General features: G+C 72.6%; 24 protein-coding genes. 11 read left to right on the plus strand and 13 right to left on the minus strand.

Annotation, left to right across the window (positions count from 1 at the left end; translation table 11 throughout):
* The first annotated feature begins 564 nt into the window (after nucleotides 1–564).
* Complete coding sequence (locus tag ACIPLC_RS30640) at nucleotides 565–978, plus strand: hypothetical protein (protein ID WP_400476282.1); 414 nt, start codon at nucleotides 565–567, stop codon at nucleotides 976–978.
* 358 nt (nucleotides 979–1,336) lie between these two features.
* Here ACIPLC_RS30640 and ACIPLC_RS30645 read toward each other — a convergent pair whose 3' ends face one another.
* The 3 genes from ACIPLC_RS30645 to ACIPLC_RS30655 form a co-directional block, all read right to left on the minus strand.
* Nucleotides 1,337–1,561: a hypothetical protein gene (locus tag ACIPLC_RS30645; protein WP_400476283.1), complete on the minus strand. Its 225-nt coding sequence runs from the start codon at nucleotides 1,559–1,561 to the stop codon at nucleotides 1,337–1,339.
* Nucleotides 1,562–1,781: 220 nt separating this feature from the next.
* Nucleotides 1,782–2,228 carry a nitroreductase family deazaflavin-dependent oxidoreductase gene (locus tag ACIPLC_RS30650; protein WP_400476284.1) on the minus strand — a complete coding sequence of 149 codons (447 nt, stop codon included), beginning with the start codon at nucleotides 2,226–2,228 and terminating at the stop codon, nucleotides 1,782–1,784.
* Between the two features lie 385 nt (nucleotides 2,229–2,613).
* A complete protein-coding gene (locus tag ACIPLC_RS30655; protein ID WP_400476285.1) occupies nucleotides 2,614–3,132 on the minus strand; it encodes a MarR family winged helix-turn-helix transcriptional regulator in 519 nt (172 codons plus the stop codon).
* Nucleotides 3,133–3,273: 141 nt separating this feature from the next.
* On the opposite strand from ACIPLC_RS30655, the gene ACIPLC_RS30660 reads away from it, so the two are divergent.
* Nucleotides 3,274–4,470: an FAD-dependent monooxygenase gene (locus ACIPLC_RS30660; protein WP_400476286.1), complete on the plus strand. Its 1,197-nt coding sequence runs from the start codon at nucleotides 3,274–3,276 to the stop codon at nucleotides 4,468–4,470.
* Between the two features lie 146 nt (nucleotides 4,471–4,616).
* On the opposite strand, the gene ACIPLC_RS30665 is transcribed toward ACIPLC_RS30660, so the two are convergent.
* A complete protein-coding gene (locus tag ACIPLC_RS30665; protein WP_400476287.1) occupies nucleotides 4,617–5,513 on the minus strand; it encodes an NAD(P)H-binding protein in 897 nt (298 codons plus the stop codon).
* A 69-nt stretch (nucleotides 5,514–5,582) separates the two neighbouring features.
* Between ACIPLC_RS30665 and ACIPLC_RS30670 the strand changes: the two genes are divergently transcribed.
* A complete protein-coding gene (locus ACIPLC_RS30670) occupies nucleotides 5,583–6,392 on the plus strand; it encodes a LysR family transcriptional regulator (RefSeq protein ID WP_400476288.1) in 810 nt (269 codons plus the stop codon).
* 123 nt (nucleotides 6,393–6,515) lie between these two features.
* Here the strand turns inward: ACIPLC_RS30670 and ACIPLC_RS30675 are convergent, their stop codons facing one another.
* Nucleotides 6,516–7,097, minus strand: a complete 582-nt coding sequence (locus tag ACIPLC_RS30675) for a TetR/AcrR family transcriptional regulator (protein WP_400476289.1) — start codon at nucleotides 7,095–7,097, stop codon at nucleotides 6,516–6,518.
* 84 nt (nucleotides 7,098–7,181) lie between these two features.
* Here ACIPLC_RS30675 and ACIPLC_RS30680 point away from each other — a divergent pair, with 84 nt between their 5' ends.
* On the plus strand, nucleotides 7,182–8,063 hold the full coding sequence (locus ACIPLC_RS30680) for an SDR family oxidoreductase (protein ID WP_400476290.1): 882 nt from the start codon (nucleotides 7,182–7,184) through the stop codon (nucleotides 8,061–8,063).
* A 258-nt stretch (nucleotides 8,064–8,321) separates the two neighbouring features.
* Here ACIPLC_RS30680 and ACIPLC_RS30685 read toward each other — a convergent pair whose 3' ends face one another.
* Complete coding sequence (locus ACIPLC_RS30685; RefSeq protein ID WP_400476291.1) at nucleotides 8,322–9,053, minus strand: SDR family NAD(P)-dependent oxidoreductase; 732 nt, start codon at nucleotides 9,051–9,053, stop codon at nucleotides 8,322–8,324.
* A gap of 95 nt (nucleotides 9,054–9,148) precedes the next feature.
* On the opposite strand from ACIPLC_RS30685, the gene ACIPLC_RS30690 reads away from it, so the two are divergent.
* On the plus strand, nucleotides 9,149–10,000 hold the full coding sequence (locus ACIPLC_RS30690) for a LysR family transcriptional regulator (protein ID WP_400476292.1): 852 nt from the start codon (nucleotides 9,149–9,151) through the stop codon (nucleotides 9,998–10,000).
* A gap of 107 nt (nucleotides 10,001–10,107) precedes the next feature.
* Here the strand turns inward: ACIPLC_RS30690 and ACIPLC_RS30695 are convergent, their stop codons facing one another.
* Nucleotides 10,108–10,737: an isochorismatase family protein gene (locus ACIPLC_RS30695; protein WP_400476293.1), complete on the minus strand. Its 630-nt coding sequence runs from the start codon at nucleotides 10,735–10,737 to the stop codon at nucleotides 10,108–10,110.
* Nucleotides 10,738–10,986: 249 nt separating this feature from the next.
* Between ACIPLC_RS30695 and ACIPLC_RS30700 the strand changes: the two genes are divergently transcribed.
* Complete coding sequence (locus ACIPLC_RS30700; RefSeq protein WP_400476294.1) at nucleotides 10,987–11,454, plus strand: MarR family winged helix-turn-helix transcriptional regulator; 468 nt, start codon at nucleotides 10,987–10,989, stop codon at nucleotides 11,452–11,454.
* A 50-nt stretch (nucleotides 11,455–11,504) separates the two neighbouring features.
* Here the strand turns inward: ACIPLC_RS30700 and ACIPLC_RS30705 are convergent, their stop codons facing one another.
* A complete protein-coding gene (locus tag ACIPLC_RS30705; RefSeq protein ID WP_400476295.1) occupies nucleotides 11,505–12,239 on the minus strand; it encodes a Type 1 glutamine amidotransferase-like domain-containing protein in 735 nt (244 codons plus the stop codon).
* A gap of 186 nt (nucleotides 12,240–12,425) precedes the next feature.
* Nucleotides 12,426–14,618 (minus strand): MMPL family transporter, encoded by a 2,193-nt coding sequence (locus tag ACIPLC_RS30710; protein WP_400476296.1) that lies wholly within the window; start codon nucleotides 14,616–14,618, stop codon nucleotides 12,426–12,428.
* A 367-nt stretch (nucleotides 14,619–14,985) separates the two neighbouring features.
* On the opposite strand from ACIPLC_RS30710, the gene ACIPLC_RS30715 reads away from it, so the two are divergent.
* The 3 genes from ACIPLC_RS30715 to ACIPLC_RS30725 are packed head-to-tail and all read left to right on the plus strand — an operon-like array spanning nucleotide 14,986 to nucleotide 17,996.
* Entirely contained in the window at nucleotides 14,986–16,290 is a 1,305-nt protein-coding gene (locus ACIPLC_RS30715) for a sensor histidine kinase (protein WP_400476297.1), read from the plus strand.
* Nucleotides 16,291–16,334: 44 nt separating this feature from the next.
* Entirely contained in the window at nucleotides 16,335–17,066 is a 732-nt protein-coding gene (locus tag ACIPLC_RS30720; RefSeq protein ID WP_400476312.1) for a response regulator, read from the plus strand.
* A gap of 24 nt (nucleotides 17,067–17,090) precedes the next feature.
* Nucleotides 17,091–17,996 carry an IS701 family transposase gene (locus tag ACIPLC_RS30725; RefSeq protein WP_400476298.1) on the plus strand — a complete coding sequence of 302 codons (906 nt, stop codon included), beginning with the start codon at nucleotides 17,091–17,093 and terminating at the stop codon, nucleotides 17,994–17,996.
* Nucleotides 17,997–18,209: 213 nt separating this feature from the next.
* Here ACIPLC_RS30725 and ACIPLC_RS30730 read toward each other — a convergent pair whose 3' ends face one another.
* Complete coding sequence (locus tag ACIPLC_RS30730; protein WP_400476299.1) at nucleotides 18,210–19,160, minus strand: acyl-CoA dehydrogenase family protein; 951 nt, start codon at nucleotides 19,158–19,160, stop codon at nucleotides 18,210–18,212.
* Nucleotides 19,161–19,184: 24 nt separating this feature from the next.
* Complete coding sequence (locus tag ACIPLC_RS30735) at nucleotides 19,185–20,306, minus strand: FAD-dependent oxidoreductase (protein WP_400476300.1); 1,122 nt, start codon at nucleotides 20,304–20,306, stop codon at nucleotides 19,185–19,187.
* A 124-nt stretch (nucleotides 20,307–20,430) separates the two neighbouring features.
* Between ACIPLC_RS30735 and ACIPLC_RS30740 the strand changes: the two genes are divergently transcribed.
* Nucleotides 20,431–21,024 carry a TetR/AcrR family transcriptional regulator gene (locus tag ACIPLC_RS30740; protein WP_400476301.1) on the plus strand — a complete coding sequence of 198 codons (594 nt, stop codon included), beginning with the start codon at nucleotides 20,431–20,433 and terminating at the stop codon, nucleotides 21,022–21,024.
* Between the two features lie 265 nt (nucleotides 21,025–21,289).
* On the opposite strand, the gene ACIPLC_RS30745 is transcribed toward ACIPLC_RS30740, so the two are convergent.
* Nucleotides 21,290–22,195: a hypothetical protein gene (locus ACIPLC_RS30745; protein ID WP_400476302.1), complete on the minus strand. Its 906-nt coding sequence runs from the start codon at nucleotides 22,193–22,195 to the stop codon at nucleotides 21,290–21,292.
* Here ACIPLC_RS30745 and ACIPLC_RS30750 point away from each other — a divergent pair.
* Nucleotides 22,194–22,832, plus strand: coding sequence for a restriction endonuclease (locus tag ACIPLC_RS30750; RefSeq protein ID WP_400476303.1), 639 nt, complete (start codon nucleotides 22,194–22,196; stop codon nucleotides 22,830–22,832). The genes ACIPLC_RS30745 and ACIPLC_RS30750 overlap by 2 nt on opposite strands.
* Here ACIPLC_RS30750 and ACIPLC_RS30755 read toward each other — a convergent pair.
* Entirely contained in the window at nucleotides 22,796–24,763 is a 1,968-nt protein-coding gene (locus ACIPLC_RS30755) for a hypothetical protein (RefSeq protein WP_400476304.1), read from the minus strand. The two genes, ACIPLC_RS30750 and ACIPLC_RS30755, sit on opposite strands and share 37 nt — an antisense overlap.
* Nucleotides 24,764–24,896 lie beyond the last annotated feature (133 nt).

The following is a 24,896-nucleotide window of genomic DNA, read 5'->3' on the forward strand; positions in this document are numbered from 1 at the left end:
GGAGACCCCCGGATGCGTTTTCTCTGCCCACCGCAGATTCGCCACGGGCAGATCGGGCCCGACGAGCGGCGCGACGTCGTCGCGCCCGCCGACGGCAACGCCTCGTGCCCGGGAACGGCGGGCGCGGCGGGCGCGGCGGGCGCGGCGAAGAGACGGAACCGCCCGGGACAACGGGGCGCCGAGGAGCGCCCACAGGCGATGGCCCGGTGTGCGTCTCGGGGCCCGGCGGATACCAGGTGCGGCGTAGCGCCGCAGCCGGGACGGCGGGTGGTGATTCGGGGCCCTTCGGTGGTGATCTCGGCGGACCAACTCCGGGCGCCGGTCCGTCATCCCACGACCGGCAGCCGCCTGCCATACTCGACGCAATGATCATCGGGTGCTTACGTGAGAATCAGGGGCAAGAACATGTCACGGACCGAACTCCACCGGCGACGCGCCATCATCGGCCTCATGACCGGCGCGACGCTGATATCCCTCGCCGGATGCGGATCGTCGAGCCCCACGAAGAACGCCGCCGCAGCTGGGGCCGGGGCCTCGACGTCCGCAGGCGCGGCAACGACTGACGTGGCAACACCCGCAGCGGCGGGCACCACCACCAGCCCGCAGGCGAAATCCGGCACGGGCAGCGCCGACGTGACCTTCAGCGGCTCGGAGTCCGGCTCCATCAAGGCCACCGACAGCACCTGCACCGTCATCAAGGGCGAGCTGGAGTCCTTCCAGGCGCCGTCGGACCAGAACGCCGGCGGCCCGAGCGTCGCCGGCATCCAGTCGGGCACCGGCTGGATGATGCCGGTCAGCACCGCCTCCCATGTCGGCGGCTACGCGAAGAACAACGCGACCGGCATCAAGGCGACGAAGACCGGCGACAGTTGGACGGTCACGCTGACCGACACGGAGGTGGCCGCCACCTACGACCTCGGCCAGACGGTGACGCTCAACGGAACGATCGTCTGCGGCAAGGTCATCAACGCCGGCTGACCGGCCGACGGTCGTATCCCGCGAGTTCCGCTCCTCGCCCTCACCGCGGTACACCAGCTCGGGCAGGAGAAGGGGGGCCCGGCAAGCGATGTGGATCATGACGGGTCTTCAGGAACTCCGGAGAACCGTCGTGGTCGAGTTCCTGGGCCTGGTGTGCCGGGCGCTGGGTGCGCCACCGCTGGAACGCATCGAGCAGGAGGCGGGGGTGCTGGCCGCCGAGGGCGGCCGGGGAGCGGCAGCCGCAGCGCCACCCGGCCCGTCCTGCACCCGGGCGCTTCCTGGTACCAGGAGAACGTGCCGAGCCCCGGCCGGTGTGTTCTCGCCACCGCGATGCCGAGTCTCGTTCGAGGGGCGGCCGTTATCCCGCCGATCCACCTGCCGGGTCCTCTGTGCCGTCGACGACCGAACGCACGCACTTCATCCAATCCTCCCAAGCAGCGGGGTCCGTGGTCCCTCCATCCGCCTGGATGCCGATGTCGCCCAGGAGCGTGAGGAGGTCGTCCCCGGCGCGGTTCGCGAACTGCCACACGAACCGCGACATGGCCACGAAGGCTTCGCGCTCGTTCAACTCGTAGCGACTCATCAGGGCTCTCCATCCTCGGGCGGAGCCCGGCAATACAGGGCCGGGCTCCGCCGTCCTACTCGCCTGGGCAAAGGTGCGGCCACCGGAGATCATCGTGGTTTGTGAGGACAACCAAGGATCAAGCGGTGGCCGCAGGTCACCGCGTAGACGTTGAACAATGGCGAGCGATGTTCGAGGGCCTCATGGACGTGTCACCGGCCGAACTCCGGGCCGCCCGGGGTCACCGGCCGGCGGTCACCGGCTCCAACACGAAGACAGGGATCACCCGGTCCGTCTTCGTCTGGTACGCGGCGTAGTCCGGCCAGACGTCGACCGCGCGGGACCACCACAGCTCCCGCTCCGCGCCCTCGACCTCGCGGGCCGTCATGTCCTGGCGCACTGCGCCGTCCTGGAGTTCGACCTGCGGGTGCGCGACCAGGTTGTGGTACCAGGTGGGGTTCGTGGGCGCGCCGCCCTGCGAGGCCACCAGGGCGTACCTCCCCTCGTGTTCCACCCGCATCAGCGGGTTCTTGCGGATCTTCCCGCTCTTGGCCCCCAGGCTGGTGAGGACGACGACCGGCACGCCCCGGAGCGTCGTGCCCTCGGTGCCTCCGGAGCCCTCGTACAACGCGACCTGGTCGCTGACCCACTTCTCCGGGCTCGGCTGGTACTCGCCGCTAAGAGGCATGCTGTTCCCGTCCCACTCGATGAGGACCGGCGGCGGCCGACCTGGTGTCATCCGCCTCAAGGCCCTCGCTCCGTTCGACCGCCTCCATGATTCACCACGAGGCCGCGGCCCGGTAGGAGGCGGCGCGACGGCGGGGCGTGCCGCCGCGGACCGGGCCGCCGGTGACCAACGGTCAGCGGCACGGCCGCGGCGGCCGGTTCCCCGTCACGTGTTCCGGTAGCGGGGGCCGGGGCCCGGCCGCTGGCGCCCCGACGGCCGACGGGGACGTGCGGGGGCTTCGGCGGAGGAGTTCACGCTGGGCACCCGGGGCTCCGCACCGCCCTGAAGGGCGGAGCACCCACGGGCTACCCGGTGGCTTGATCTTCTTGGCGTTGGGCGGGTCCGCTCAGGTGGCAGGCGGTGGCGTGTCGTCGAGGAGGGCCAGACGGGCGATGACGTCGTCGGCCAGCTTCGCGAGCAGTCGGCCCAGGTCGCTGCGGTCCTGGTCCGGCCAGTGCGCTATCGCGTCCGTGAACCAGCCGATCATGGACGTTGCGTAGGCGTTCGCCGCCCTCGTCCCTTCGGCGGTCGCCTCGACGAGGCTGGCACGCCGGTCGTGCGGGTCGCCGACGCGGTGGACGAGGCCGCGCCGCTCCAGCGCCTGGACCTGTCGCGTGACGTGCGGGCCGACCACCTGCATCCGTTCGGCGATCTCCCCGATGCGCAGCGGCCGGTCCGCCGTGTGCAGGGTCATGAGTGCGCTCAGCGCGGGGCGGTCCAGGGCGAGCCCCGCTGCCTCGGCCGCCCGTTCGGCCAGGCGGCCGCGGGTCATGGCGTTGCTCAGCTGGGCCAGCCGGGGCAGGGCCGCCCAGACGGCTGCCGCCTGTTCGTCCGTGCCGGGGTTGTCCGGCGAGTCCGCGGTCATCGGACCACCACCTCCACTTGCATACCTAAGTTAGGTATCTATATCCTGGGGTCGCGCCCGCTTTCCGCGGGCGCGCCGTGCCGTCCATAAAGATACCTAAGGTACGCATCTTCGGTGCGACCGCCAGGAGGGGAGCACACCATGAACCACTCCGCGAACCGCAGGATCCTCATCTCGGGTGCGAGCATCGCCGGCCCGGCCCTCGCCTACTGGCTCGACCGCCACGGCTTCGACGTCACCATCGTCGAACGGGCGTCAGAGGTACGGGGCGGCGGGTACGCCGGCGACATCCGTGGCGCCGCCCGCGAGGTCGTCGACCGCATGGGACTGCTGCCGCAGCTGCGCGAGGCCCACGTGGACACGCGCAGGCTCTCGTTCGTGGACGCCGACGGGGCCCTCATCGGCTCCGTCGCCCCCGAGGTCCTCACCGGAGGCGCCGCAGGCCTGGACCTGGAAGTACGGCGCGGCGACCTGGCCGACGCCCTCTACGCTCCACTCCGCCACAGGGTCGAATTCCTCTTCGGCGACTCCATCGCCACCCTGGACGACCGGGCCGACCGCGTCGACGTCACCTTCGACAGCGGCGTCCGCCGCACCTTCGACCTGGTGATCGGTACGGACGGGCTGCACTCCAACACCCGCAGGCTGGTCTTCGGCCCCGAGGACGCGTTCCACCGCTACCTCGGCCACGTCTTCGCCGGTTTCACCCTCACCGACGACCTGGGCCTCGCCCACGAAGGGATCATCTGGAACACGCCCGGCCGGGCGGCCGTCCTCTACGCCCACGAACCCGGCGACCGCGTGCACGGCTTCCTCGTCCTCAAGCGGGAGGACGCCCCCTTCGGCGCCTTCCGGGACCGGGAGGCGCAGCGCGCACTCGTCGCCGCCGCCTTCCCCGAGCACAGCTGGCACATCCCACGCCTGGTGAGCGCGATGCGCGAGGCCGACGACCTGTTCTTCGACGTCGTCAGTCAGATCCACCTGCCCACCTGGTCCCGCGGCCGCGTCGCCCTCGCCGGGGACGCGGCCCACGCGACCTCGTTCCTGTCCGGCCAGGGCTCCAGCGTCTCGCTCGTCGGCGCCTACCTCCTGGCCGGAGAACTGGCCGGCCACGCCGACCACGCGGCCGCCTTCGCGGCCTACGAGCGCAGGGCGCGCCCCTTCGTGGAGCGGAACCAGGCACTGGCCGCCTCGGGCGGCACCGCCCTCGTCCCCGGCACCCAGGACATGCTCGACGCCCGCAACGCGGCCCTGCGCAACCCCACCAGCCTGACGGGAACCGGGGGGCGTGCGGCCCACACCGGCGTGATCCTGCCGGACTACGACCACGCCGGATGAGGGCGTGCCCGCGCGCCTGCGACCGGAAGTCGTAGTCGGCACTGCGGGCGGAGCCCACCGATCACAAGGGACTGCCGCTCGGATTCCGGCACATGGCGGCCCTCAGCGCGAGCGGGACGCCCCGACGATGAGGACCGCCCTCGTGCTCACGCCTCGACCACCGCCTTGAGGACCTCCTCGCACCAGGTGCGGAAGGTCGTCGGGCTCGCCGTCCCGGGGGTGCGCCGCACGCCCTCATCGAGGCCCGCCTCCTTGGCCCGCATCATGTCGACGAGGCCCTGCGCGTGCGCGGCTCCGAAGCCCTGTCCGGTGAGTCCGGCGCGCAGGTCGTCGAGGGACTGCCGCTCGTAGCGGACCGGGCGGCCGAGCACCTCGGACATGACCCGCGCCAGGTCGTTCGCCGAGAGGTCCTCGGGGCCCAGCACCGGGACCTCGCCCGTCCCCGTCCACGAGCGGTCGAGGAGCAGAGCGGCGGCGGCCGCCGCGATGTCCCGGGTGGCGGCGATCGGTACCTGGCGGTCGGCGGCGAGGGTGCCGGTGAAGACGCCGTCGTCGCGGATCGAGGCCTGCTGCCACAGGAGGTTGTCCATGAAGGTCGGGTTGACGAGTGCCCGGTAGGCCACGCCCGTCCCCGCGATGAGGTCGTCCATGGCCAGCGACGCCGTGACGTGTCCGGCACGGTCGGCCACCGGGGTGTTGCGGCCGAGCGCCGAGACCCCGACGACGTGTCCCACGCCGTGCGCCGTGAGGGCGTGCGCCGCAGCGCGGGTGAACCCCGAGTAGGCGGCGTCCAGGCTCGGAGTCCGGGGGGCCGGCGGAACCGCCCAGAAGACGGCGTCCGCACCGGTGAAGGCCCGGTCGACGACCTCGGCGTCGCCGTGCGAGCCGGTGACCACGTCGACGCGGGCGCGGACCTCGGCGGGGAGCCGCCCGGGGTCACGCACGATGACGCGCAGTCCTTCGCCACGGCCGGGGGCCTCGTTGAGCAGGATGTCCAGGAGCCGGCCTCCGATGTGGCCGGTCGGAGTGGTGATGACGATCATGTTTCGAGTCTCGGGGCACACCGTCGGCGGCGTCCAATACCCTTTTCCGGCGATTGATACCGTGAGGACATGGATCTCGATCTGCGCAAGCTCCGTTACTTCCTCGCGGTGGCGGAGCGGCGGCACTTCGGCCGGGCGGCGGAGCAGCTCTACATCACGCAGCCGGTCCTCAGCCGTCAGATCGCCGCCCTGGAGGGCGAGTTCGGGTGCGAGCTGCTGGTGCGGACCACCCGGAGCGTGGAGCTGACCGCCGCCGGGGCGCAGCTCTACCGGGACGCTCCGGGGATCCTCGCGGCCGCCACCGCGGCGGTCCAGCGCGTGCACGACGCCGACCGGGGCACCCGACGGCTCGTCGTCGCCTTCTCCCCGGGGCTGCGCGTGTCGGAGGCGATCCTCGCCTTCGCCGCGCGGCACCCGGACGTCGAGACCGACCTCGTCCCGGCGCGCTGGTGGGAACAGGACGCACCGCTCCGGGAGGGACGGGCCCAGGTCGGGTACCTGCGGCGGCCGTTCGAGGAGTCGGGGCTGCGGACCATCCCGGTCGGGCTGGATCCCAGGGTCGCCTGCATGCCCGCGACGCACCCGCTGGCCGGCCGTCAGGAGCTCACCTCCGCGGACCTCGACGGTGAACGCATGCTCGACTCACCGAGGCGGCGTACGTCGACCCTGGAGGAGAAGTTCGAGCTCATCGCCTCGGGGCGGGGCATCGCGCTCGTCCCGCTGAGCGTCGCGCGCTCCTACGCCCGCCCCGACCTCCGCCACCTCCCGGTGACGGACGCTCCGGGGATCGAGACCTGTCTCGCCGTCGTCGCGGGCCGTCAGGAGAAGCCGGTGCGCGACTTCCTGGAGATCGCGACCGCGACGCTGCGACCAACCTGAGCGATCGGCGGTCGCGGCCGGGCCGGACGCCCGGGCCTCCAGAGCCGCGGTGGCGGTGGCTCGCAGCCGGATACCTGCGGGCGGAAGCCGGCCGTCAGGCGTCGAGCAGCGGAACGGCCGGCCCTAACGGAGCTCCGCGGCTGCCGCGCGGAGCTCGTCGAACGCGGCCAGCGCGTGGGGCGCCAGCTCGCCGGGGTCCTCGTCGCGGCCGGGGTCGGCCCACCGGGTGTATCCGAGCCTGAACGCGAGGACGCCGAGTTCGGCGGCCACGTGCGCCGCGGGTTCTGCGACGTTCCGTCGCTTCAGCGCGTCGACCATCGCCGCGGCCATGCCGATGCTCTTCAACGCGTTGCGCTCCTGCAGCTCCGCGTTCGCCTTGATCGCCGCGTGGAGCAGCGGGCTGAGCTCGCGGTTGAACGACGTCATCTCGCCCGATGCGCGCTCCAGCCCGGCCGCGACGGCCGTCATCGGCGTCGCGTCCGCGGGGGCGGCCTCGATGCCCTCGGCCAGCAGGCGGCTGAGCGTCGTCTGTCCGGTGGTGAGGATCTCCCGCTTGTCGGTGAAGTGGCGGAAGAAGGTGCTCCGCGTGAGCCCTGCCCGCTCGGCGATCTGGGTGACCGTCGTTTCGTCGTAGCCCTGCTCGGCGAACAGGCCGAGGGCCGCCATGACCAGGCGCTGTCGGGCATCGGGTTTCCATCTCGGCATAGGGCCAGTCTAGATGACGCGACACCTGTCGCATCGCGCTGTACAGTGATGGGACACAAGTCGCATCACTCCTCGGAGCTCACCATGCGCGTCTTCATCACCGGCGGCACGGGCCTGATCGGCTCTGCCGTCGTCGCCGAACTGCTCTCCGCAGGCCACTCGGTCACCGCCCTCGCCCGTTCCGACGCCTCCGCGGCCCTCGCGAAAGCCGCCGGCGCCGACGTGCTCCGCGGCGGGCTCGCCGACCTCACGGTGCTGCGAACCGGCGCGGAGCAGGCGGACGGCGTCATCCACCTCGCCTTCAGCAACGACTTCAGCTCGCCCGACGCGCTCGCGCGAGGGATCGCCGAGGAGAGCGCCGCGCTCGCGGTCCTCGGTGACACCCTCGTCGGCACGGACCGCCCGCTCGTCACCGTGTCCGGCACGCCCCACGTGGCGGGACGCGCCTCGACCGAGGAAGACCCGCTGCCGCTGGACGGGCCTGTCGCCGGGCGCAGCCTGTCGGTGACCCGCGCCCTCGCACTCGCCGCACGCGGCGTGCGCAGCTCGGCGGTACGGCTGCCGCGCACGGTCCACGACCAGGGCCAGGGCGGGTTCGCCGGGCTGCTCACCGACATCGCCCGCCGTACCGGGGTCGCCGGCTACCCCGGGGACGGCGCGCAGCGCTGGCCCGCCGTCCACGCGCTCGACGCCGCCGTCCTGTTCCGGCTCGCGTTGGAGGAGGCTCCGGCCGGAAGCTCGTGGCACGCCGTCGCCGACGAGGGCGACGCGGTACGCGACATCGCCGCGGTCATCGGGCGGCGGCTCCACCTTCCGGTCGAGCCGGTGCCGCAGGAGGGTTTCGGCCCCCTCGGCCCGGTCTTCGCGACCGACCAGCCCGCGTCCAGCGGTCACACCCGTGCCGCCCTCGGCTGGGAGCCGACGCGCCCGAGCCTGCTCGACGACCTGGAGAACATCGAAGCCTGAGATGCCCGCCGGACCGACCTGCGGTCGCCGAGGAACCCGCCCCCGCTCGCCCGCCGAGCGGGGGCCCGGGCATGCTCCTCGATCCCCCTGCGCGCGGTGCGGCCGCCACGGGGACCGGCCCGCGGCCGGAGGCCGGCTCGGCCAGCTCCATCGCGCCGGGGAACCGGCCCGCCGGCCGAGGTCACGGGCGAAGCGGCCTCACCCCGGCGGCCTCACCCCGGCGGGCGATGACCGACGTGCGATGACCGACGTGCGACGTCACCAGGGCACGACGCCGGCGTCCTCGAAGAACTGTCCGGTCGGGCCGTCGTCGGGCAGGGTGGCGAGCTTGATGGCGATCGCCGCGCCCTGTTCGGGGGTGCGCACGCCGCGGAAGCCGTTGAGGTCGGTCGCGACGTAGCCCGGGCAGCCGACGTTGATCAGGATGTTCGTACCGCTCAGCTCCCGGACGTACTGGAGGGTGACGGCGTTCAGGAACGTCTTCGACGGCGAGTACGCCGCGGACACCGGCCCGGTCGTCTGTTCGGCGGCGGTCCCCGACTGCCGGGTGAGGGAGCCCACGCTGCTGGACATGTTCACGATCCGTGGTGCGGCCGAGCGGCGCAGCAACGGCAGCATCGCGTTGGTGACGCGGATGACGCCGATCACGTTGGTGTCCACGACCGTTCGGACGGTGGCGGGGTCGACCCGGGTGGGCTCCTGCGGCATGCCGCCGGTGATGGCGGCGTTGTTCACGAGCACGTCGAGGCGCCCCGCCCGTTCCTCGATCAGCCGGGCAGCGGCCGTCACGCTCGCATCGTCGGTCACGTCCAGCGGAACGCCGAACGCGTCGACACCGGCCGCACGCAGCCGCTCCAGCGCGGCCGCACGGCGCCGGTCGTCACGGGCGCCGACGCCGACGCTCCAACCGAGAGCGCCCAGGCCGGCGGCGATCTCGTAACCGATTCCCTTGTTCGCGCCGGTGACCAGCGCAATCGTCCGTTCACTCATGGGAACCATGCTGCCCTCGGGCCCGGGTGAGGGTCCAACACCGATCGGGTGCGCAACGATACCGTCCGGGTATTGATCCGAAGTAGCGTGGCGGCATGGAGACCAGGGAACTGCGCTACTTCGTGGCCGTCGCGGAGGAGCTGCACTTCGGGCGCGCCGCGCGGCGGCTCGGGATCACCCAGCCGCCCTTGTCACGGGCGATCCGGCAGCTCGAACGCCGGCTCGGCGCAGCGCTGCTGGATCGGACCAGTCGCACCGTCACGCTGACCGAGGCCGGCTCGGTGCTGTTGGCCGAGGGCCGGACGGCCCTCGACGCGGTCGACGCCGCCGAGCGTCGGACCCGCCGCGCCGCCCTTTCCGCGACCGGCCGCCCCGGCCTGGTCCTGGTCACGAAAGCCAGCGCGTCCAGCGAACTGCTGGCGAGGCTGCTCGACGCGTACGCCGCCGAACCCGGCGCGGTCCCCGTCGACGTCATCCTCTGCGGCCCGGCCGAGCAGGAGCGGCTCCTGCGCGAGGGCCGGGCCGACGTGGCGCTGCTGCACCGGCCGTTCGACTCGACGGCCGGGTTCGACACCGAGGAGCTCAGTACGGAGGGCCAGGTCGCAGTCCTGCCGGCCGGGCATCCGCTCACCGCCCGGGCCCATGTGCAGATGGCCGACATCACCGGGCTGCCGGGCCTGCCCCTGCCGCGCTGGCCCTGCCCCGACGGCACCTACCCACCCGGCCCCGGCCCCCAAGTGCGCGACCACGCACAGCTGTTGCAGCTCGTCGCACTCGGCCGTGCGTGCGCCGTCTCACCGGAGTCGTGCCGAGCCCAACTGCACGGTGACCTCGCCGCCGTGCCCGTGCTGGACGCGCCGACGGTCACCACCGTGATCGCCTGGCCACCGCACAGCCGGTCCAGAGCTGTCGCCGACCTCGTCCGGACCGCGACACGCCTCCGGTAGTTCCACCACGCCCGACCGGGTTCCACCGATCACGGCCCGGCTCACCACCGCGACCAGAGCCGCCCAACACCCCGGCCGGTGGGTGACCGCGCGTGCCGGGCCGGCCGTTATGCGGAGTGGGCGGCCGCCGAGATCTGGCCGACCAGGACGGCGAAGGGCATGTCGAGGGCGGCGTAGAGGTCGCCGGACTCGGGGGCGGCGTTGTCGGCCAGGGCCTCGACCATGAGGGTGGCGTAGTCGGAGACGGTGACGCCCGCCTGCTGCATGCGCAGCAGTCCCGCCTCGCGCTTGGCCTGGCTGAAGGTGCCGGAGGCGTCCACGGCGACGTACGCGTGGTACCCGGCGGCCGTCGCGGCGATCGCGGGCAGCGCCGCGCACACCTCCAGTGACACTCCGGCGAAGATCAGCTTCTGCCGCCCGGTGGCCTCGATGGCCTCGCGGACCCGGCCGTCGTGCCAGGCGTTGACCGTGCTGCGGTCGATGATCCGCTGTCCGGCCGGCAGGGCCCGGACCAGTTCCGGGGTGGTCGGCCCCCACATGCTGTCGGCCGCGGTGGTGGTGACGACCAGGGGGACGCCCAGCACGGTCGCCGCGCGTGCCAGCGCCACCACGTTGTGCTTCAGCTCGCCGAGCGGGATGTCCCGGACGCCGGACAGCAGGCCCACCTGGTGGTCGACCAGGACCACGGCGGCGTTCTCCCGGGTGACCGGCTGCAGGAACTCGCGGTGCTCGCTCATCTTGCGCTCCTTCGGGGTTTGAGCCACGACTCCAGTGGTCACTAATCTTGATAGTCAAATTTAGTGACTACTTTGACGCTATACCCGGGCTCCCGGGGACGCAAGCACCGGCCGGGGCGAGACGCCGGGGGTGCCAGGAGTGCCGGAGGCGCCGGGGGTGCCGCCCGAGCCCACCGGGCGGGCGACTAAAGTTGCTGGTCACAGGGCGGAGCGGCAGACGGGCCCAGAGAGGGCGGAGGCGGGAGAAGCGTGACCGGACACCAGGCGGCGGAACCGGACCTCGGCGTGCTCGCCGCCCGGGTGCTCCTCTCCGTCCAGCGCGAGCTGTTCACCGCGCTCGCCGAGCAGGGATTCGACGACATCCAGCCCCGCGCCGGTGCCGTGCTCGCCTACCTGCGGGCCGACGGCATCCGCGCCAGCGAACTCGCCCGCGCCTCCGGACAGCACAAGCAGGTCATCGGCACCCTCATCGACGATCTCGAACGCCTGGGTTACGTCGAACGCAGACCCGACCCCGCGGACCGTCGCGCCAAACTGATCCACCCCACCGAACGCGGCCTGCTCCAGATGGCGGCGGCCGCCGCCATCATGCGCTCGATCGAGGAGCGCCACGCGAAGGCGCTGGGCGTGCGGGAGTACGCCGCCTTCAAGACCGCCCTCCACCGCGTGGCCGATCTCCAGCGCGAGGCCCGGCGCGAGGCCCGGCGCGAGACCTAGGCGTGCTGGGCGACCCGACCGGCGTTCCCTTCAGGAACTGCCCGGTGCTGTTAGGGCCGGAACAGTTTCCACTGCCCCTCGGAGACGACCTGGGCGGCGCCGTCGACCACCTTGATGGCCGTCTCGTCGTCGATCGCGTACGTCGGCGCGGGAATCCGTGCCGCCCACCTCTCCGCGTTGGCCAAGGAGGCGTCGGGGTGGTCCGGGTGCTCCAAGTGCGGGATCACCGCGAAGTCGACGAGTCCTGCTCCCCGTCCCGTGACCAGGATTCTGTCGACGTCACCCTGAGGCGTGGCGAAGACGATGTCCTCCGACCTCAACGGTCCATCGTTCCCGCAGGGCGGTTCGCGGTAGGTCTCGACGAAGGTGGAGGCAACAGCCATGCTCCCGGCGCTCACCCCCACGTAGACCGCCTCGGAGCGCAGCGTCGGCAGGAGGCCGGTCAAACCGGAGCGCCGCATCCAGTTGGCGAGAAACAGGGGGTCACCGCCCCATACCAGCAGTGCGTCGGCGGCCTGGACCGTTGGCACCCAAGCAGCCTCCTCGATGCTCGACAGCGCCGTCAGCTCCAGGATCCCCAACGATTTCCAACCCAATCCACACAACGGCGACGGCCCCTCACCGGAGATCGCCCGCCACGCCATGCCGGGCCCGCCAGGGAAGGGGTAGATGGCGGTGGGGATGAACAGGGCGTCGGACTCGGCGATGGATTTGCCCAGCAGGTCGACCAGCGCGTCGTGGATGCTGCTGTTCTTGATCCCGGACGACGTGAGGAGTGCTCTCATGTGCCTGCCTCCCTGCGTTGCCTACTGCGGAGCACTCGCTGCGCCCCGAACCTCGCTGGACCTGCGCTCGGGTCAGACACGGACCGATCCGGGCGGTGCGATGCACCACTCGAACATCGGTCCGATCACGACGACGAGACACTCCGACACCATGAAAGTACGACACAACCCGGCCAACGTAACCAGTCAGGGCACCGGGACGCGGTACGGCTCCGGGGCCGGCTCGGCCCGGTGGTGGTGGCGGGCCGGGCGAAGCGGCCACCAGAGGGCGCGGCCGAGCAGGGCTGCGACGGCGGGCACCAGGACCAGGGACAGGACGACGGCGGAGAGCAGGATGCCGAGCGTCAGCGCGAAGGCGACCTGTTCGCTGCCCGGGGTGGCGGCGAGGATCGCGAAGGAACCGGCCAGGACCAGGCCGGCCGTGGCGATGGCGGGCGTGGTGTGCCGTACGGCGCGGGCGACGGCGGCGCGGGGCGGGCCGGGGCGCTGCATCTCCTCGCGGATCCGGTCGGTGATGAGGATGTTGTAGTCGGTGCCCAGCGCCACGACGAACAGGAACAGCACCAGCGGGAGGGTGAAGCTGACGCCCGGTTCGCCCAGCCCGTGCTGGAACAGCAGGGTCGCGGCGCCGAGGGTGGCGGCGAAGCCGAGCCCGACCGAGAGCATCAGGACCAGCGGGGCGAGCAGGCTGCGCAGGAGCAGCAGCAGGATCAGGGCGATCAGGGCGGCCGCGACCGGGAAGACAATCGCCAGGTCGTGGTCGACGGCGGTGGAGACGTCGGCGAAGATCGCCGCCGTGCCGCCCACGTGGGCGCTGGTCCCGGCGGGTGTGTGGGCGGCGACCGCGGCGCGGACCGGGCCGGAGGCCAGGTCGCGGGCGCGCCGGCTCTGCGGGTCTGCGGTCAGGTAGAGGTCGATCCGGGCGGCGCGCCGGTCCCCGTTGAGGACGGTGCCGCCCGTCTTGCCGACGCCCTCGACCTGGGTGAGGGCGTGGGAGAGGCCGTCGAGCCGGCCGGGGGTGAGGGTGGTGCCGTCCGTGGTGACGACGTAGACGCTCGTCGGGTCGGAGACGCCGGCCGGCAGGGTGCGGGAGATCTCGGCGGCGGTGGCGGCGGCCGGGGTCCGGTCGCCGGCGCCGCCGAGGCCGTAGTCCATCCGGATCCCGGTCATCCCGGCGGCCAGCGCGCCCAGCAGGGCGAGGGCGGCGAGCAGCATCGGCAGCGGCCGCCGGGCGACGAGCGTGCCGAAGCGGGCGGCGAAGCCCTCGCCCGGCTGGCGGCGCAGGCTGCGGGAGGGCCAGAACATGCCGCGGCCGCAGGCGGCGAGTAGGGCAGGCATCATGGTGAGGCTGCCCAGCAGCATGACCAGGACGGCGACGGCGATGGCCGGGCCGAGCGAGCGGAACTGGCCGAAGCTGGCCACGCCGAGGGTGGCGAAGGCGGCGACGATGGTCAGCGCGGCCGAGGTGATCGCGGTGCCCACCCGGGCGGTCACCTGGGCGGCGGCTTCGCGGGCGGGCTGCTCGGGCCGGGCCCGCAGGTGCTCGCGGAAGCGGAAGAGCAGGAAGAGCAAGTAGTCGACGCCGATGCCGAGCAGGACCACGGAGACCAGCCCGGGGGTGCCGGCGTCGAGCTTGAGGCCGGTCAGCGTCGCGGCGACGGCCACGGCTCCGCCGGCCACGCTGCCGATCATGGCGACGGCGAGCAGCGGCAGCAGGGCCGCCGCCACGCTGCGGAACACCAGCACGTTGAGCAGGACGATCAGCCCCATGACGAGCGCGCTGCCGACCGTCGCGGCGGTGCGGTGGGAGTCGGCGGTGTCCACGGCGTCGGCCAGTCCCCCGGTGAACCCGGTGCGCATCCCGGCGTCGGCGAACTGGGCCCGGGTGGCGTCCCGGAACGCCCGGTAGACGCCCTGGACGCCCTCGTCCGCGGCGTTGCCGGTCAGTTCGACGGAGAGCAGTTCGAAGCCGCGGTCGGGCGCCACCATGGCCGGGGCGACCCGGGGGGTCTGGGACCGGTCGGGGACGAGGAAGGCCGGCGCGTCGTCCTTCCTGGGCATGACGACCCGGCGCTGGGCGAGCTTCGCCGCCTCGGCCTCGACCCGCTGCTGGTCGGCGGCGGTGAGCGCCTGGCCGTCGGTCCTGGCGACCAGCACCGTGAAGGTGGTGGCGTCGGGCTTCATCCCGAAGTTCTCCTCGGCGATCCGCAGCGCGGCGGCCGAGTCGTAGCTCTTGGGCAGGAAGTCCCCGGTCTGGGACTGGGTGACGCGGGCGAGCAGCATCGGGCTCAGCAGGGCCAGGAAGATTCCCAGCACCACCCAGAGGGTGATCACCTTCCACGGGTTCCTGGTGGAGTATCCGGTCAGTGCGCGGATCACGGTTTCCTCCGGCGGTGGACGCGAGCGTCCGCAAGGTCGGTCTCGGCTCCGGGGGTTCCCGGCCGGGTTCCAGACCATCACCCGGGGTGGGCCGCGGACGTCCCTGCGACGGACGATCCGCGCCGGGGCCCCTGCTCCTCGGCCGGGCCCGGACCCGGGACCGTGGTCCTGGTCCGGGCCCCCGTGATCGGCCGTGGGGACCATGCCGGGGCGGGGTGGGCCGATGCCAGAATGGGGTCATCGGGCCTGTTCAGAGCCTGTTCAGGGTCTGAAACAGGGTCTGATCGGGGCCTGATCGGGCTCATCGGGGCTCGTCAGGGCTCATCGGTGAGGCGCGGCGCGGGCCGGGCACGGAGGGGGAACGGACATGGGCGGTCATCAGCGCCCCGCGATGGACGCGGCACTCGGGGCGGACCCGGCACATCCGGCACACCCGGCGAGCGGGAGCCCGGGGCCCGGCGGGGTGGCGGACGCGCCGCCGGAGACCGACGGCGCGCCGTGGACCCACACCGACGCACTGGTGGCCGCCGCCGTCTGCACGCTCGACCTGCTCAACTACCTGCTCTTCAGCGAGATGGACGGGGTGCGCCGGGTGACCCCGCCGGGCCTGCTCCTCGTCGCGCTGTCGGCCCTGCCGCTGCTCGTCCGGCGCCGCCACCCGGTGCCGGCGCTCGCCGTGGTCCTGGCCGTCGAGGCCGCGATCGACCTGTCCACACCGGCGAGCACCCACTTCGGCGCCGTCCTGATGGTCAGCCTGTACTCGGTCGCCCGGGCCCGCCCCGCCCCGGTGACGGCGGCCGCCGCGGCGGCGACGACGGTGCTGACCACGCTGAGCCAGAGCCACCTGCGCGTCCCCTCCTGGCAGGCGCTCGCCGGCACCTCCTGCTCCACCCTGCTCGTGGCCGGCGCCGGCCTCGCCGTGGCGCGCTGGCAGCGGGAGGTCGCGGCCAACCGCAAACTGCTGGCCGACCGCGCGGCGGCCGACGAACGCCGCCGCATCGCACGGGAGTTGCACGACATCGTGGCGCACCACATCACCACCATGCAGCTGATGGCCGGCGGCGCCCGGGCCAACCTCGCCCACCCGGAGGTGGTCCGGGACGCCCTGGTCACCCTGGAGTCCTCCGGGCGACTGGCCCTGCGGGAGATGCGCCAGCTCCTGGACGTCCTGCGGGCCGGCGACGAACCGGACACCGCCCCGCCCTCGCCCCAGCCCGGGGCCGAGGACCTCGGCCGGCTGGTGGACGAGTCCCGGGTGGCCGGCCTGCCGACCGACTTCGGCGTCCACGGGCCCCGCCGCCCGCTGCCGCCCACCGTCGGCCTGACCGTGTTCCGGATCGTCCAGGAGGGCCTCACCAACGCCCGCAAGCACGCCGGGCCCGCCCGCGCGACCGTCACCCTGACGTACGGTCCGGACCGGGTCACCGTCGAGGTGCGCGACGACGGGGGCACGGCGGGCACGGGCGGCGCCGCACCGCAGGAGGCGCTGCCGCCCGGCGGCCGGAGCGGGTACGGCCTGATCGGCATGCGCGAGCGCGTCGCCCTGCACGGCGGCACCCTGCGGACCGGACCACGTCCGGAGGGCGGCTTCGCCGTCCTGGCCGACCTGCCACTGGCCCCGGAGGAGACGGCCGACGCGGCCGTCCAGCACGGAACGGCGACGGCCCGGTGAGCGGAGGTGGCGACGGCCCGGTGAGCGCGCACGGCGACGGCCCGATGAGCGAGGACGGGGACGGCCCGGTGAGGTCGAACGACGGCGGCCCGGTGGGCGCGGTGGCACCGGGCATCCGGGTCCTCATCGCGGACGACCAGCCGCTGGTGCGGCGCGGCCTGTCCCTGATCCTCTCCCCCGACCCGTCCTTCGAGGTGGTGGGCGAGGCCGAGAACGGGGAGCAGGCCGTCACCTCCGCCCGCCTGCTGCGCCCCGACGTCGTGGTGATGGACATCCGGATGCCCGTGCTCGACGGGGTCGGCGCGACCCGGGAGCTGGCCCGCACCCTCCCGTCCTGCCGAGTCCTCGCCCTCAGCACCTTCGACATGGACGAGTACGTGGTGGCCGCGCTGCGCGCCGGCGCCCACGGGTTCCTGCCCAAGGACGTCTCTCCGGAGGAACTGGGCGCGGCGATCCGCACCGTCCACGCCGGCGAGGCGGTGGTCGCCCCGCGCCTGCTCACCCGGCTGATCTCCACCTACGTCCGGGCCCCGGTCGGCGCCCCGCCGCCGGTCACCGACACGGGCGGGCTGACGCCCCGGGAGGTCGAGGTGTGGCGGCTGATGGCCACCGGCCTCGACAACACCGAGATCGCCCGGGCCCTGGACATCAGCCTGTCGACGGTGAAGAACTACATCACCAGCATCTTCGGCAAGCTCGACGTCCGGGACCGCGCCCAGGCGGTCATCGCGGCCTACGAGTCCGGCCTGGTCACCGCGCGCACGGGAGGCGGGTAGCGGGGGCTTTCCGTCTGCGGGCCCTTGGTCGACCGCGAGTTCTACCTGCCCCGGTCCTGGACCGAAGATCGGGGCCGCTGCCGCGCGGCGAGGATCCCCGACGAGCGGGAGTTCCACACCAAGGGCCAGCTCGCCAAGGCCCTGGCCCTACGCGCCCTCGCCTCCCCGCTGCCCATCGCCTGGGTCACCGCCGACTCGGCCCACGGACAGGAAGGACGCTTCCGCCGACTGCTGGAACAGTCCGGCGTCGGCTACGTCCTGGCAGTGCCCAAGTCCCAGTTCAGCGTGGGCTGTCCACGCATCGACTGGCTGTTCTCCCAGGCCCCGGCAGAGTCCTGGGAGCGGATCTCGTGCGGTGCCGGCGCCAAGGGACCGCGCATCTACGACTGGGCGGCCATCCGGCTGCCCGCCGTGGCGGAGTTCGACGACCAGGGCGAGGTCCAGGTCCGCCAGCGGTGGGCACTGGCCCGCCGCAGCCTGAGCAGGCCCGACGGGATCGCCCACCACCTCGCCTACTCACAACTCGAAACGACCGTAGAGCAGTTGGTGCGAATTGCCGGGATGCGCTGGGCGATCGAGGAGTGCTTCCAGGCTGCGAAGGACGAATGCGGTCTGGATCGGTACGAGGTCCGTCGCTACACCGGCTGGATGCGGCACATCACCCTGGCCATGCTCGCCCACGCCTTCCTGGCCGCGATGGCGGCGGCATCAAAGGGGGCTGCAGAAACGGTTCCCGCACCTTGGTGGACCTCACCGTGGCAGAGATCCGGCGGCTCCTGGCGGCTGGCCGCCCCATGGGCCGCGTCCGCCACGGTGCTCGCCCCGCGCTCACTCCTTGAACTGGTCCACCTGGCGCCGACAACGCCAGGCCGTCGCCCGCCGCTGTCACTACCAACGTCGGCTGCACACGATCGAGGGGCGGTCCCATGAAGACCGCCCCTGATGGGACATCAGGCCGCTAAACCCACCGCGCGCAGCCTCTGAGCAGGCAAAACACCGAAGTCCTGCTGGAGTGCTGGGTGTACTGACCACGGAGGTTGGTGGCGGGGCTGGCGAGCGGCTTGCCCGCGAGTGCGGTGTGTCCCCGCCCCGGGGTGGGGCTGGGGACGACCGGTCGGCGGGACGCGGGTGGCGGGCGTGGGGTCAGGGCGTGGCGGTGACAGTGGGCCAGAGAGTGGGGGCGGTGACGGTGCGGGCCAGGCGGGTGGCCCAGGTGGTCTCGTCGCCGCCCTCGTCGCGCCAGGAGCACAGGCGGGTGGTGGCGAGGTGGAGCGGGCTGAGCTTGGTGATGCCGATGGCGCCGTGCAGCTGGTGGGCGATCCGGGCGATCTCGGCGGCCGAGGCGGAGTCCTGGACCTTGGCGACGGCGACGGCGACGGCGAACCGTGCGGCGGCGGTGCCGGCGTCCACCGGCGCGGCGGCGGCCTGCACGGCGGCGCGGACCAGGGCGGCCTCCTCGATCAGCTTCGCCTCCTCCTGCTTGACCGCCTGGAAGCGGCTGAGCGGACGGCCGAACTGGGTGCGGGCGGTGGCGTGGGCGACGGTCAGTTCGACGCAGCGTTCAGCGGCTCCGGCGATCAGGGCGGCCCGGGCCAGGGCCGCGCGGAGCTCGGCCTCCGCCACCAGTTCCCGGGGGATCCGGCGGACCCGGGCGGCGGGGATCACGACGCTGGCGAGGTGCAGGTCGTCGCGGGGTTCCTCGGCGAGGTTGCCGCCGGGGGTGAGGACGGACCGGTCCGGGGTGACGGTGAACAGGACGGGGCCCCAGGGGGCGGCGGCCAGCACCACGACGGCGGTCGCGGCGCGGGCCCAGGGGACGCGGCGCAGGGTGCCGGTGACGAGCAGGGTGTCGTCCTCGCCCGTGCTGCCGGGCGAACCGACGGCGCTGGCGGCCGGGTGGGCGTAGCGGACGGTCAGGTCGGGGCGACGGCGTAGCTGAGCGGGCCGTCGGGGACGGGGAGGCCGGCGCGGCGCAGCAGTGGGCGGGCGACCAGCGCGGTTTCGGCGAACGAGGCGGGGACGGCGCGGCGTCCCCGCCTCCTGCGTGGCGGCGAGGAGTTCGGCGGTGGTGGCCTCCGGGGCGGGGAGGGGCACGGCGTCGGGGGCGGTGGAGTCGGCTCAGGGGGCCGTGGCGGGAACGAGGTGGTCGAGCCCCTGCGCGCTGCCCGTCGCGGCCTCGATCGAGCGCGGCAGCATGATGCTCTCGTAGGCGCGGACGGCGTCGTCGACGCTGGATCCGGTGACGAGGGCGTGGGCGAGGTCGGAGCCGTCGAGCATGGCGAGGTTGGCGCCCAGCCCGACCGGGGGCATCAGGTGCGCGGCATCGCCGAGCAGCGTGACGCCGGGGACGTGCTCCCAGGTGTGCGGGGCGGGCAGGACGAACAGGGGCCGGCTGATGAACCCGTTGTCGCTGCTGCGCAGGATGTAGCGCAGGCTCTCGTCCCAGCCGTCGAACATCCTCAACAGGTACGTCCGCACGGCCTGTTGGTCGTCGAGGTCGATGCCGGCGGCCACGTGCCAGTCCTCCGGCACGCGCAGCGCGATGTAGGCGCGGATGTGGCCGTTGCTGTTGCGCTGGGCGACCAGGGACCGGCCGGCGCCCTTCACCAGCATCGACCCGTTGCCGACCAGCCGCGCGAGGTCGGGGTGACGGGTGTCGCAGTGGTCGAATCCGGTCTCGACGAAGGTGACACCGGTGTAGCCGGGTGCGGCGTGCGACAGGGCCGGGCGGACGCGCGACCAGGCGCCGTCGGCACCGACCACCAGGTCGAAGTCCTCGGCGGTGCCGTCACCGAGGAGCAGCCGGCAGGTGCCGTCCGCCAGCGGGGTGACGGCGCTGACGGTGCGGTCCCAGCGCACCGTGCCCTCGGTGAGCGAGTCCAGGAGCAGGCCGCGCAGTTGGCCCCGGTCGATCTCCGGGCGGGGGTCGGCGGTGGAAGGCCCCTGCTGCGCCACGGGGGCGGCGGTGGCGGCGGCGGTGGCGAAGTCGAGCACGCGCCACTCGTCCCCTTCGGGGCGGGCGAGGGCGTGGAACCGGTCGAGGAGCCCCGCCGAGCACAGGGCGGCCTGGCCCGTGTCGGCGTGCAGGTCGAGGGTGCCGCCCTGCGGGCGGGCGTCGGCGGAGGCCTCGCGTTCGAAGACGGTGACGGAGCGGCCGTGCCGCTGGAGGACTCGGGCGCAGGTGAGGCCGCCGAGGCCGGCGCCGACGATCGCGATGCGGGGTTCACGGGCAGAGTTCACGGGAGTGTCCCTCGGGAGGTGGGTGAGCCGCCGGGAGGCCCGGCACCACCAAGAAAGCACACTCACTCCATAAGCGCAATGACTAAACTTTCATAGCGGATGCACTGCGAGGTATGGTGGGCGGGTGACCGAACCGACCGGGCGCCGCGAGCGCAAGAAGGCCCAGACCCGCCAGTCCCTGGCCGACGCCGCACTCGAGCTCTTCCTCGAACGCGGCTACGACCAGGTCGGCGTCAAAGACGTCGCCGACGCCGCCGACGTCTCGGTGACCACCCTGTTCAAGCACTTCTCCGGCAAGGAAGCCCTAGTCTTCGACCAGGAGGACGACCTGGAAGCAGCACTCGTCGCCGCCGTGCGCGACCGCACCCCTGGCCAGTCGATCCCGCAGGCCCTGCGCGAACACCTCCTGCAGAAGCAGACCCAGTTCGCCGTCCATGCCGCCGACCCGCGGTTCGCCGACTTCACCCGCATGGTGCAGGAGACCCCTGCGCTGCGCGACTACGCCCACCGCATGTGGACGCGCCACGAAGCGGCCCTGTCCAGGGCCGTCGCCGAAGCCGTCGGCGCCCCCGAGGACGACGTCAGCTGCGCCGCCCTGGCCCGTTTCGCCCTTGAGGCCCGCAGCCTCGTCCTGCGGCACGCCGAACCGCGCCGAGCCGCCGACGAGGCCTTCGCGCTGCTCGAACACGGCTGGGCGGCCTCCCACCCGACCGACTGACCTGACCTGACCTGGCCTGGCCTGGCCTGGCCTGGCCTGGCCTGGCCTGGCCTGACCTGACCTGGCCTGGCCTGACCTGACCTGTCAGGAGCCCCGGTGTGCGCGGAGCGGAGAACGGCAGCAACGTCGCGGCGGCCGCCGGGCTCGGCGTGAACCGCGGAGGGCGTGGCGATCCGCGACCTCGCCGCGGCGGTCGGCTGCCACCTGCGCCTGTCGACGACCCGTCCTCCGGAGGATCACCCCCGGCGGACCGGGGCCCGGCCGGTTACTTCAGGGTGACGATCTTGCGCATGCCCAGGACGGCGTTCGGGATGCCCGTCCGCTCGTCGGGAATCATGCAGAGCAGCACGTACCGCCCGGGCTGCAGGCCGTGCGCCTGCACGGAGGCGGTGCGGTCGCTGGACAAGGCGCCGAGGCCGGTGGCCGGCCCGGTGAACGGGGACCGCACCGGCGGGCCGCCCAGCGCGACCTGCCTCAGGTACTCCCCGATCTGCTCCTCGGTGGTATCCGCGCCGATCGGCCGCAGTTGCATCTCGTGGATCTGCTCGGACTCGTCGTGCACCAGGTAGGCCAGGTGCGCGTGGTCGACGTCCTCGGTCTGGAAACGCGGGCCCGCGGCCGTGTCCCTCTCGATCACGATGCCGTCGTCGAAGCGGACCTGGTTGTCGTTCTGACCGTTCGTACCGACCAGGTCCAACCGCTTGGAGACCGGGTGGGCCGGGTCCGCCCGGAACGCGGTGAGGTCCAGCAGGTAGACCGGCCCCGGGCTGACCTCCTCGGTGAACTGCTCGTGCACCTGCAAGGTGACCAGTGCCCCGCCCAGCAGGTCCGCCTCACCGTTCACCGCCCGGATCCCGTCGCTCGCGGTGGCCGGCGACGGGCTGACCGCGTCTGCGAGGTCCCGGAGGACCTGGTCGACGGTCACGCCCCCGTGCGGACGCAGCAGCTGTAGCTGCCGGCCGTTCGGGTCGTCCGTCTTGACCCGGAAACTGACCAGGCCGCCCTTCGCCGTATCCGGTGCCTGAAGGCCGGAGGCTCCGATGCTCACCTCGATGGGGTGGTCCTCGGGCGAGGCGGCACCGGCCACACCACTCGCACCGACGCTCGCCACCAGGGCGAGGGCCGAGACGGTCACCGTCCCTACCACGCGTGCGAACACGTGCTCCACCATGAAGAATCCTTTCCTCGGGTTGCCTCCGGCCCGAAACATCCCCCGCCCCACGCGGCGGACCACGCCCCGCGCCGGAAGGCGACCGGTTCGGACCATCCGCCCCGGCGACAGCCCCCCCCCGGAGAGGGGAACTCCCCCGGGCCCTCCCCCGGGCGCCCGGGCCCTCCCCCGCGATCAGCGCTCTCGGCCGCCTACGGCCCAGACCCGCCGGAGTGTCCGCCGGAACGCTCGGGACTCCAGCGAGGCCAGCACCTTCGACATCCAGGCCAAACGGCCCAAGAACGCCGCCCCGGTGGGGACCGTCCGAGCCCTGGCCGGTGTCACGCACCCCAAGGACGCCCGGTACGGCATCCTCGTCACCACCTCGTGGTCCGGTGAGGCCGGCTACGACTTCGCCCACCGCAACGGCCGCATCCGACTCATCGACGGCCGCAACCTCAAAGCCCTCCTGGCCGAGCACCTCAACCTCGCCCCCCTGATCGGGCTACCCCAACTCCCCCAGGCTGGCAGGCCTGCAACCTCGGGTGAGGGCGAACGTGAAGTCGCCGCAGCAGGTTACGGCGGTCCCTCAACAGGCGCCTGCGGTCGTCGGTGGGGCCTTCACGAATTCGGCGCCTGCACCGCTTTACCCTGCTGAGGACAGCAGGCCTGGCCTGTGCCATCAATCAGGCGGGCGTAAGGGTTGTGGCCCGCGAGCTCGATGGCAGTGGTCACGGCGCCGTACAGTGCTCGCCGCAGCGCGAAGCCGAAGGGGCCCTGGTCATAGGTTTTGCTGACGATGTGCTGGAAGTCGATGTTCAGGTGAACATCGCCCATCGGTGCTGCTGGGGCGCGGGAACCTGCGATGAGATTGGTCCAGACGCGGCTGACAAGGTCTGCCAGTTCTTCCACGACGTCCGGGTCGGGGGTGTTGTTCGCCGTGCTCATGCCGGGATGCATGGCGATGAGGCGGAACAGGTCACTCCAGCGGTCCGCCATCGACCGCAAGGCGGGCCCGTCGGTCAGGCACGCGGCTTGCTCGATGATGTCCCGGGTCAGCGCGGTGCAGCGTTGGCCGATGGGGTGCTGGGTCTGGTCGGTGGCGAAGTAGCGCCGGGTCGCGCGGTGGGCGAGTGCCTCGGCCCACGTGGTGTCGTCCGGTTCGGGCGCGGTACGCCAGAGCGGCGTCCAGGTCGGGGAATACATCATGTTGCCGGGCGGGAGCACGGTGGTGGCGGTGGCCCTGGCTGCTTCCTGTGACGGGAGGAAGGAGCCGTTGGTGTGCGGGGCGGTGTGGGACAGCGCCGCGAGCTGGCGCCGGAGGAAGTAGCGGGGGGTGAGCGCGAAGTAGACGCACGCGCCCATGGCGATCTCTGCCGCCACCTGGTGGCCGTCGTGTCCGCAGTCGCAGGCGATCGCCTCGTCGGTGGCCGCGGCGAGGGCGTCGGCGAAGCCGATCAGGTTGCGGCCGTCTCCGCTCGCCAGTGCCAGGTGAAGCTCGTTGAACGCCTCCTTGGCACCGTAGTCGTGGAGTAGATCGACGCTGTCGTTGTAGTAGAGGGGGCCGTTGATGGCGCGGAACATCCTTCCGCATCGGTCACTGCCCGGGAAGTGTCCGCGGTCGGTGGACAGGTGCTGGTAGGGAGCCCAGCCGACCGTGAGACGCAGGAGCGCCGGCATGTCTCCGTCCCACCAGCGTGCCACCAGGTAGTCGGCTGGTGCGGGGGCCGAGGGAGGCGGAACAACCGAGGAGAGGCGGGCGGCCGGAGCGGCGTTCAGGAGCGCCGTCCGTATCTCCTCTTTCATCTGGATGACCGCACAGGTGACTGTGCTGTCCCGGAACGCTTGTTGGGCGGCGCTCCCGCTGAGGCAGGCGATGCCCTCGCTGCTCGCGTCGATGTACGGCTCCAGCCCGACGGCTCCGCTGTCGTCGGGTGCGTCCGGGTAGTCGATCCCCATGCTCGCAGCCATCAACGAGGCGGTCAGGTCGGGAATGCGCCAGTCCGTACACCGGATGGAGATGTCAGCCTGGAAGGCGCCCCAGAGGTCCCGCACGACCATGGCTTCCAACGAACGCCGCTCGGGCGCCGCTCCCCGGCGCAGGTACTCTTCCGCCACCTCGTCGACTTCGCCGCCCTTACCGGGAATGATCCCGCACAGCTCGGCGAGTGCTCGTGCCGACTCGGATGAACAGCCGTCCCACAGCCTGTCCTTGACGAACAGGACGACCTTCCGCGTCGTGTCCCCCACGGCACTTGAGGCCACCGACTCCCGGAGTTCGCACGACCTGGCCACCGCGATGGCCGACCAGCTCATCCGCTCGCCCTCCGGGCGCACCTCCATCCGCGGAGACTGGTAGGGGACGTAGGCGGGCGCTGTGGCGATCCGCAGGACCGTATCGTGCTCCCGCTCCCCGCGAGGCGCCCCGGCATGACTCTGCCGGTGGACGTCGTCCGGGTCGGTGCTGTCGTCTTCCGCGGCGGACCCGACCCGTAGGCCCGACAGCAGCTCAGCGGGCCTTGATCCCGCAGGGACCAGACCGGCAGTCTGAGCGTTCCAGTACACGGATTCCTGGGTGTCTGTGGTCACGGCTACTTCTCCTTGGACGTGATCTGCGGTGCGCGCGCGGCAGAGCGAACTGCCGGTGCTGGTACGTGTTGGCGATGGGCTCCGCACGGCCGTAGCCGTGGTGAGAACTCGGTTGACCCGGTCATGGAAGAGG

It is taken from the genome of Kitasatospora sp. NPDC086801 (assembly GCF_044745805.1).
GTDB lineage: Bacteria > Actinomycetota > Actinomycetes > Streptomycetales > Streptomycetaceae > Kitasatospora.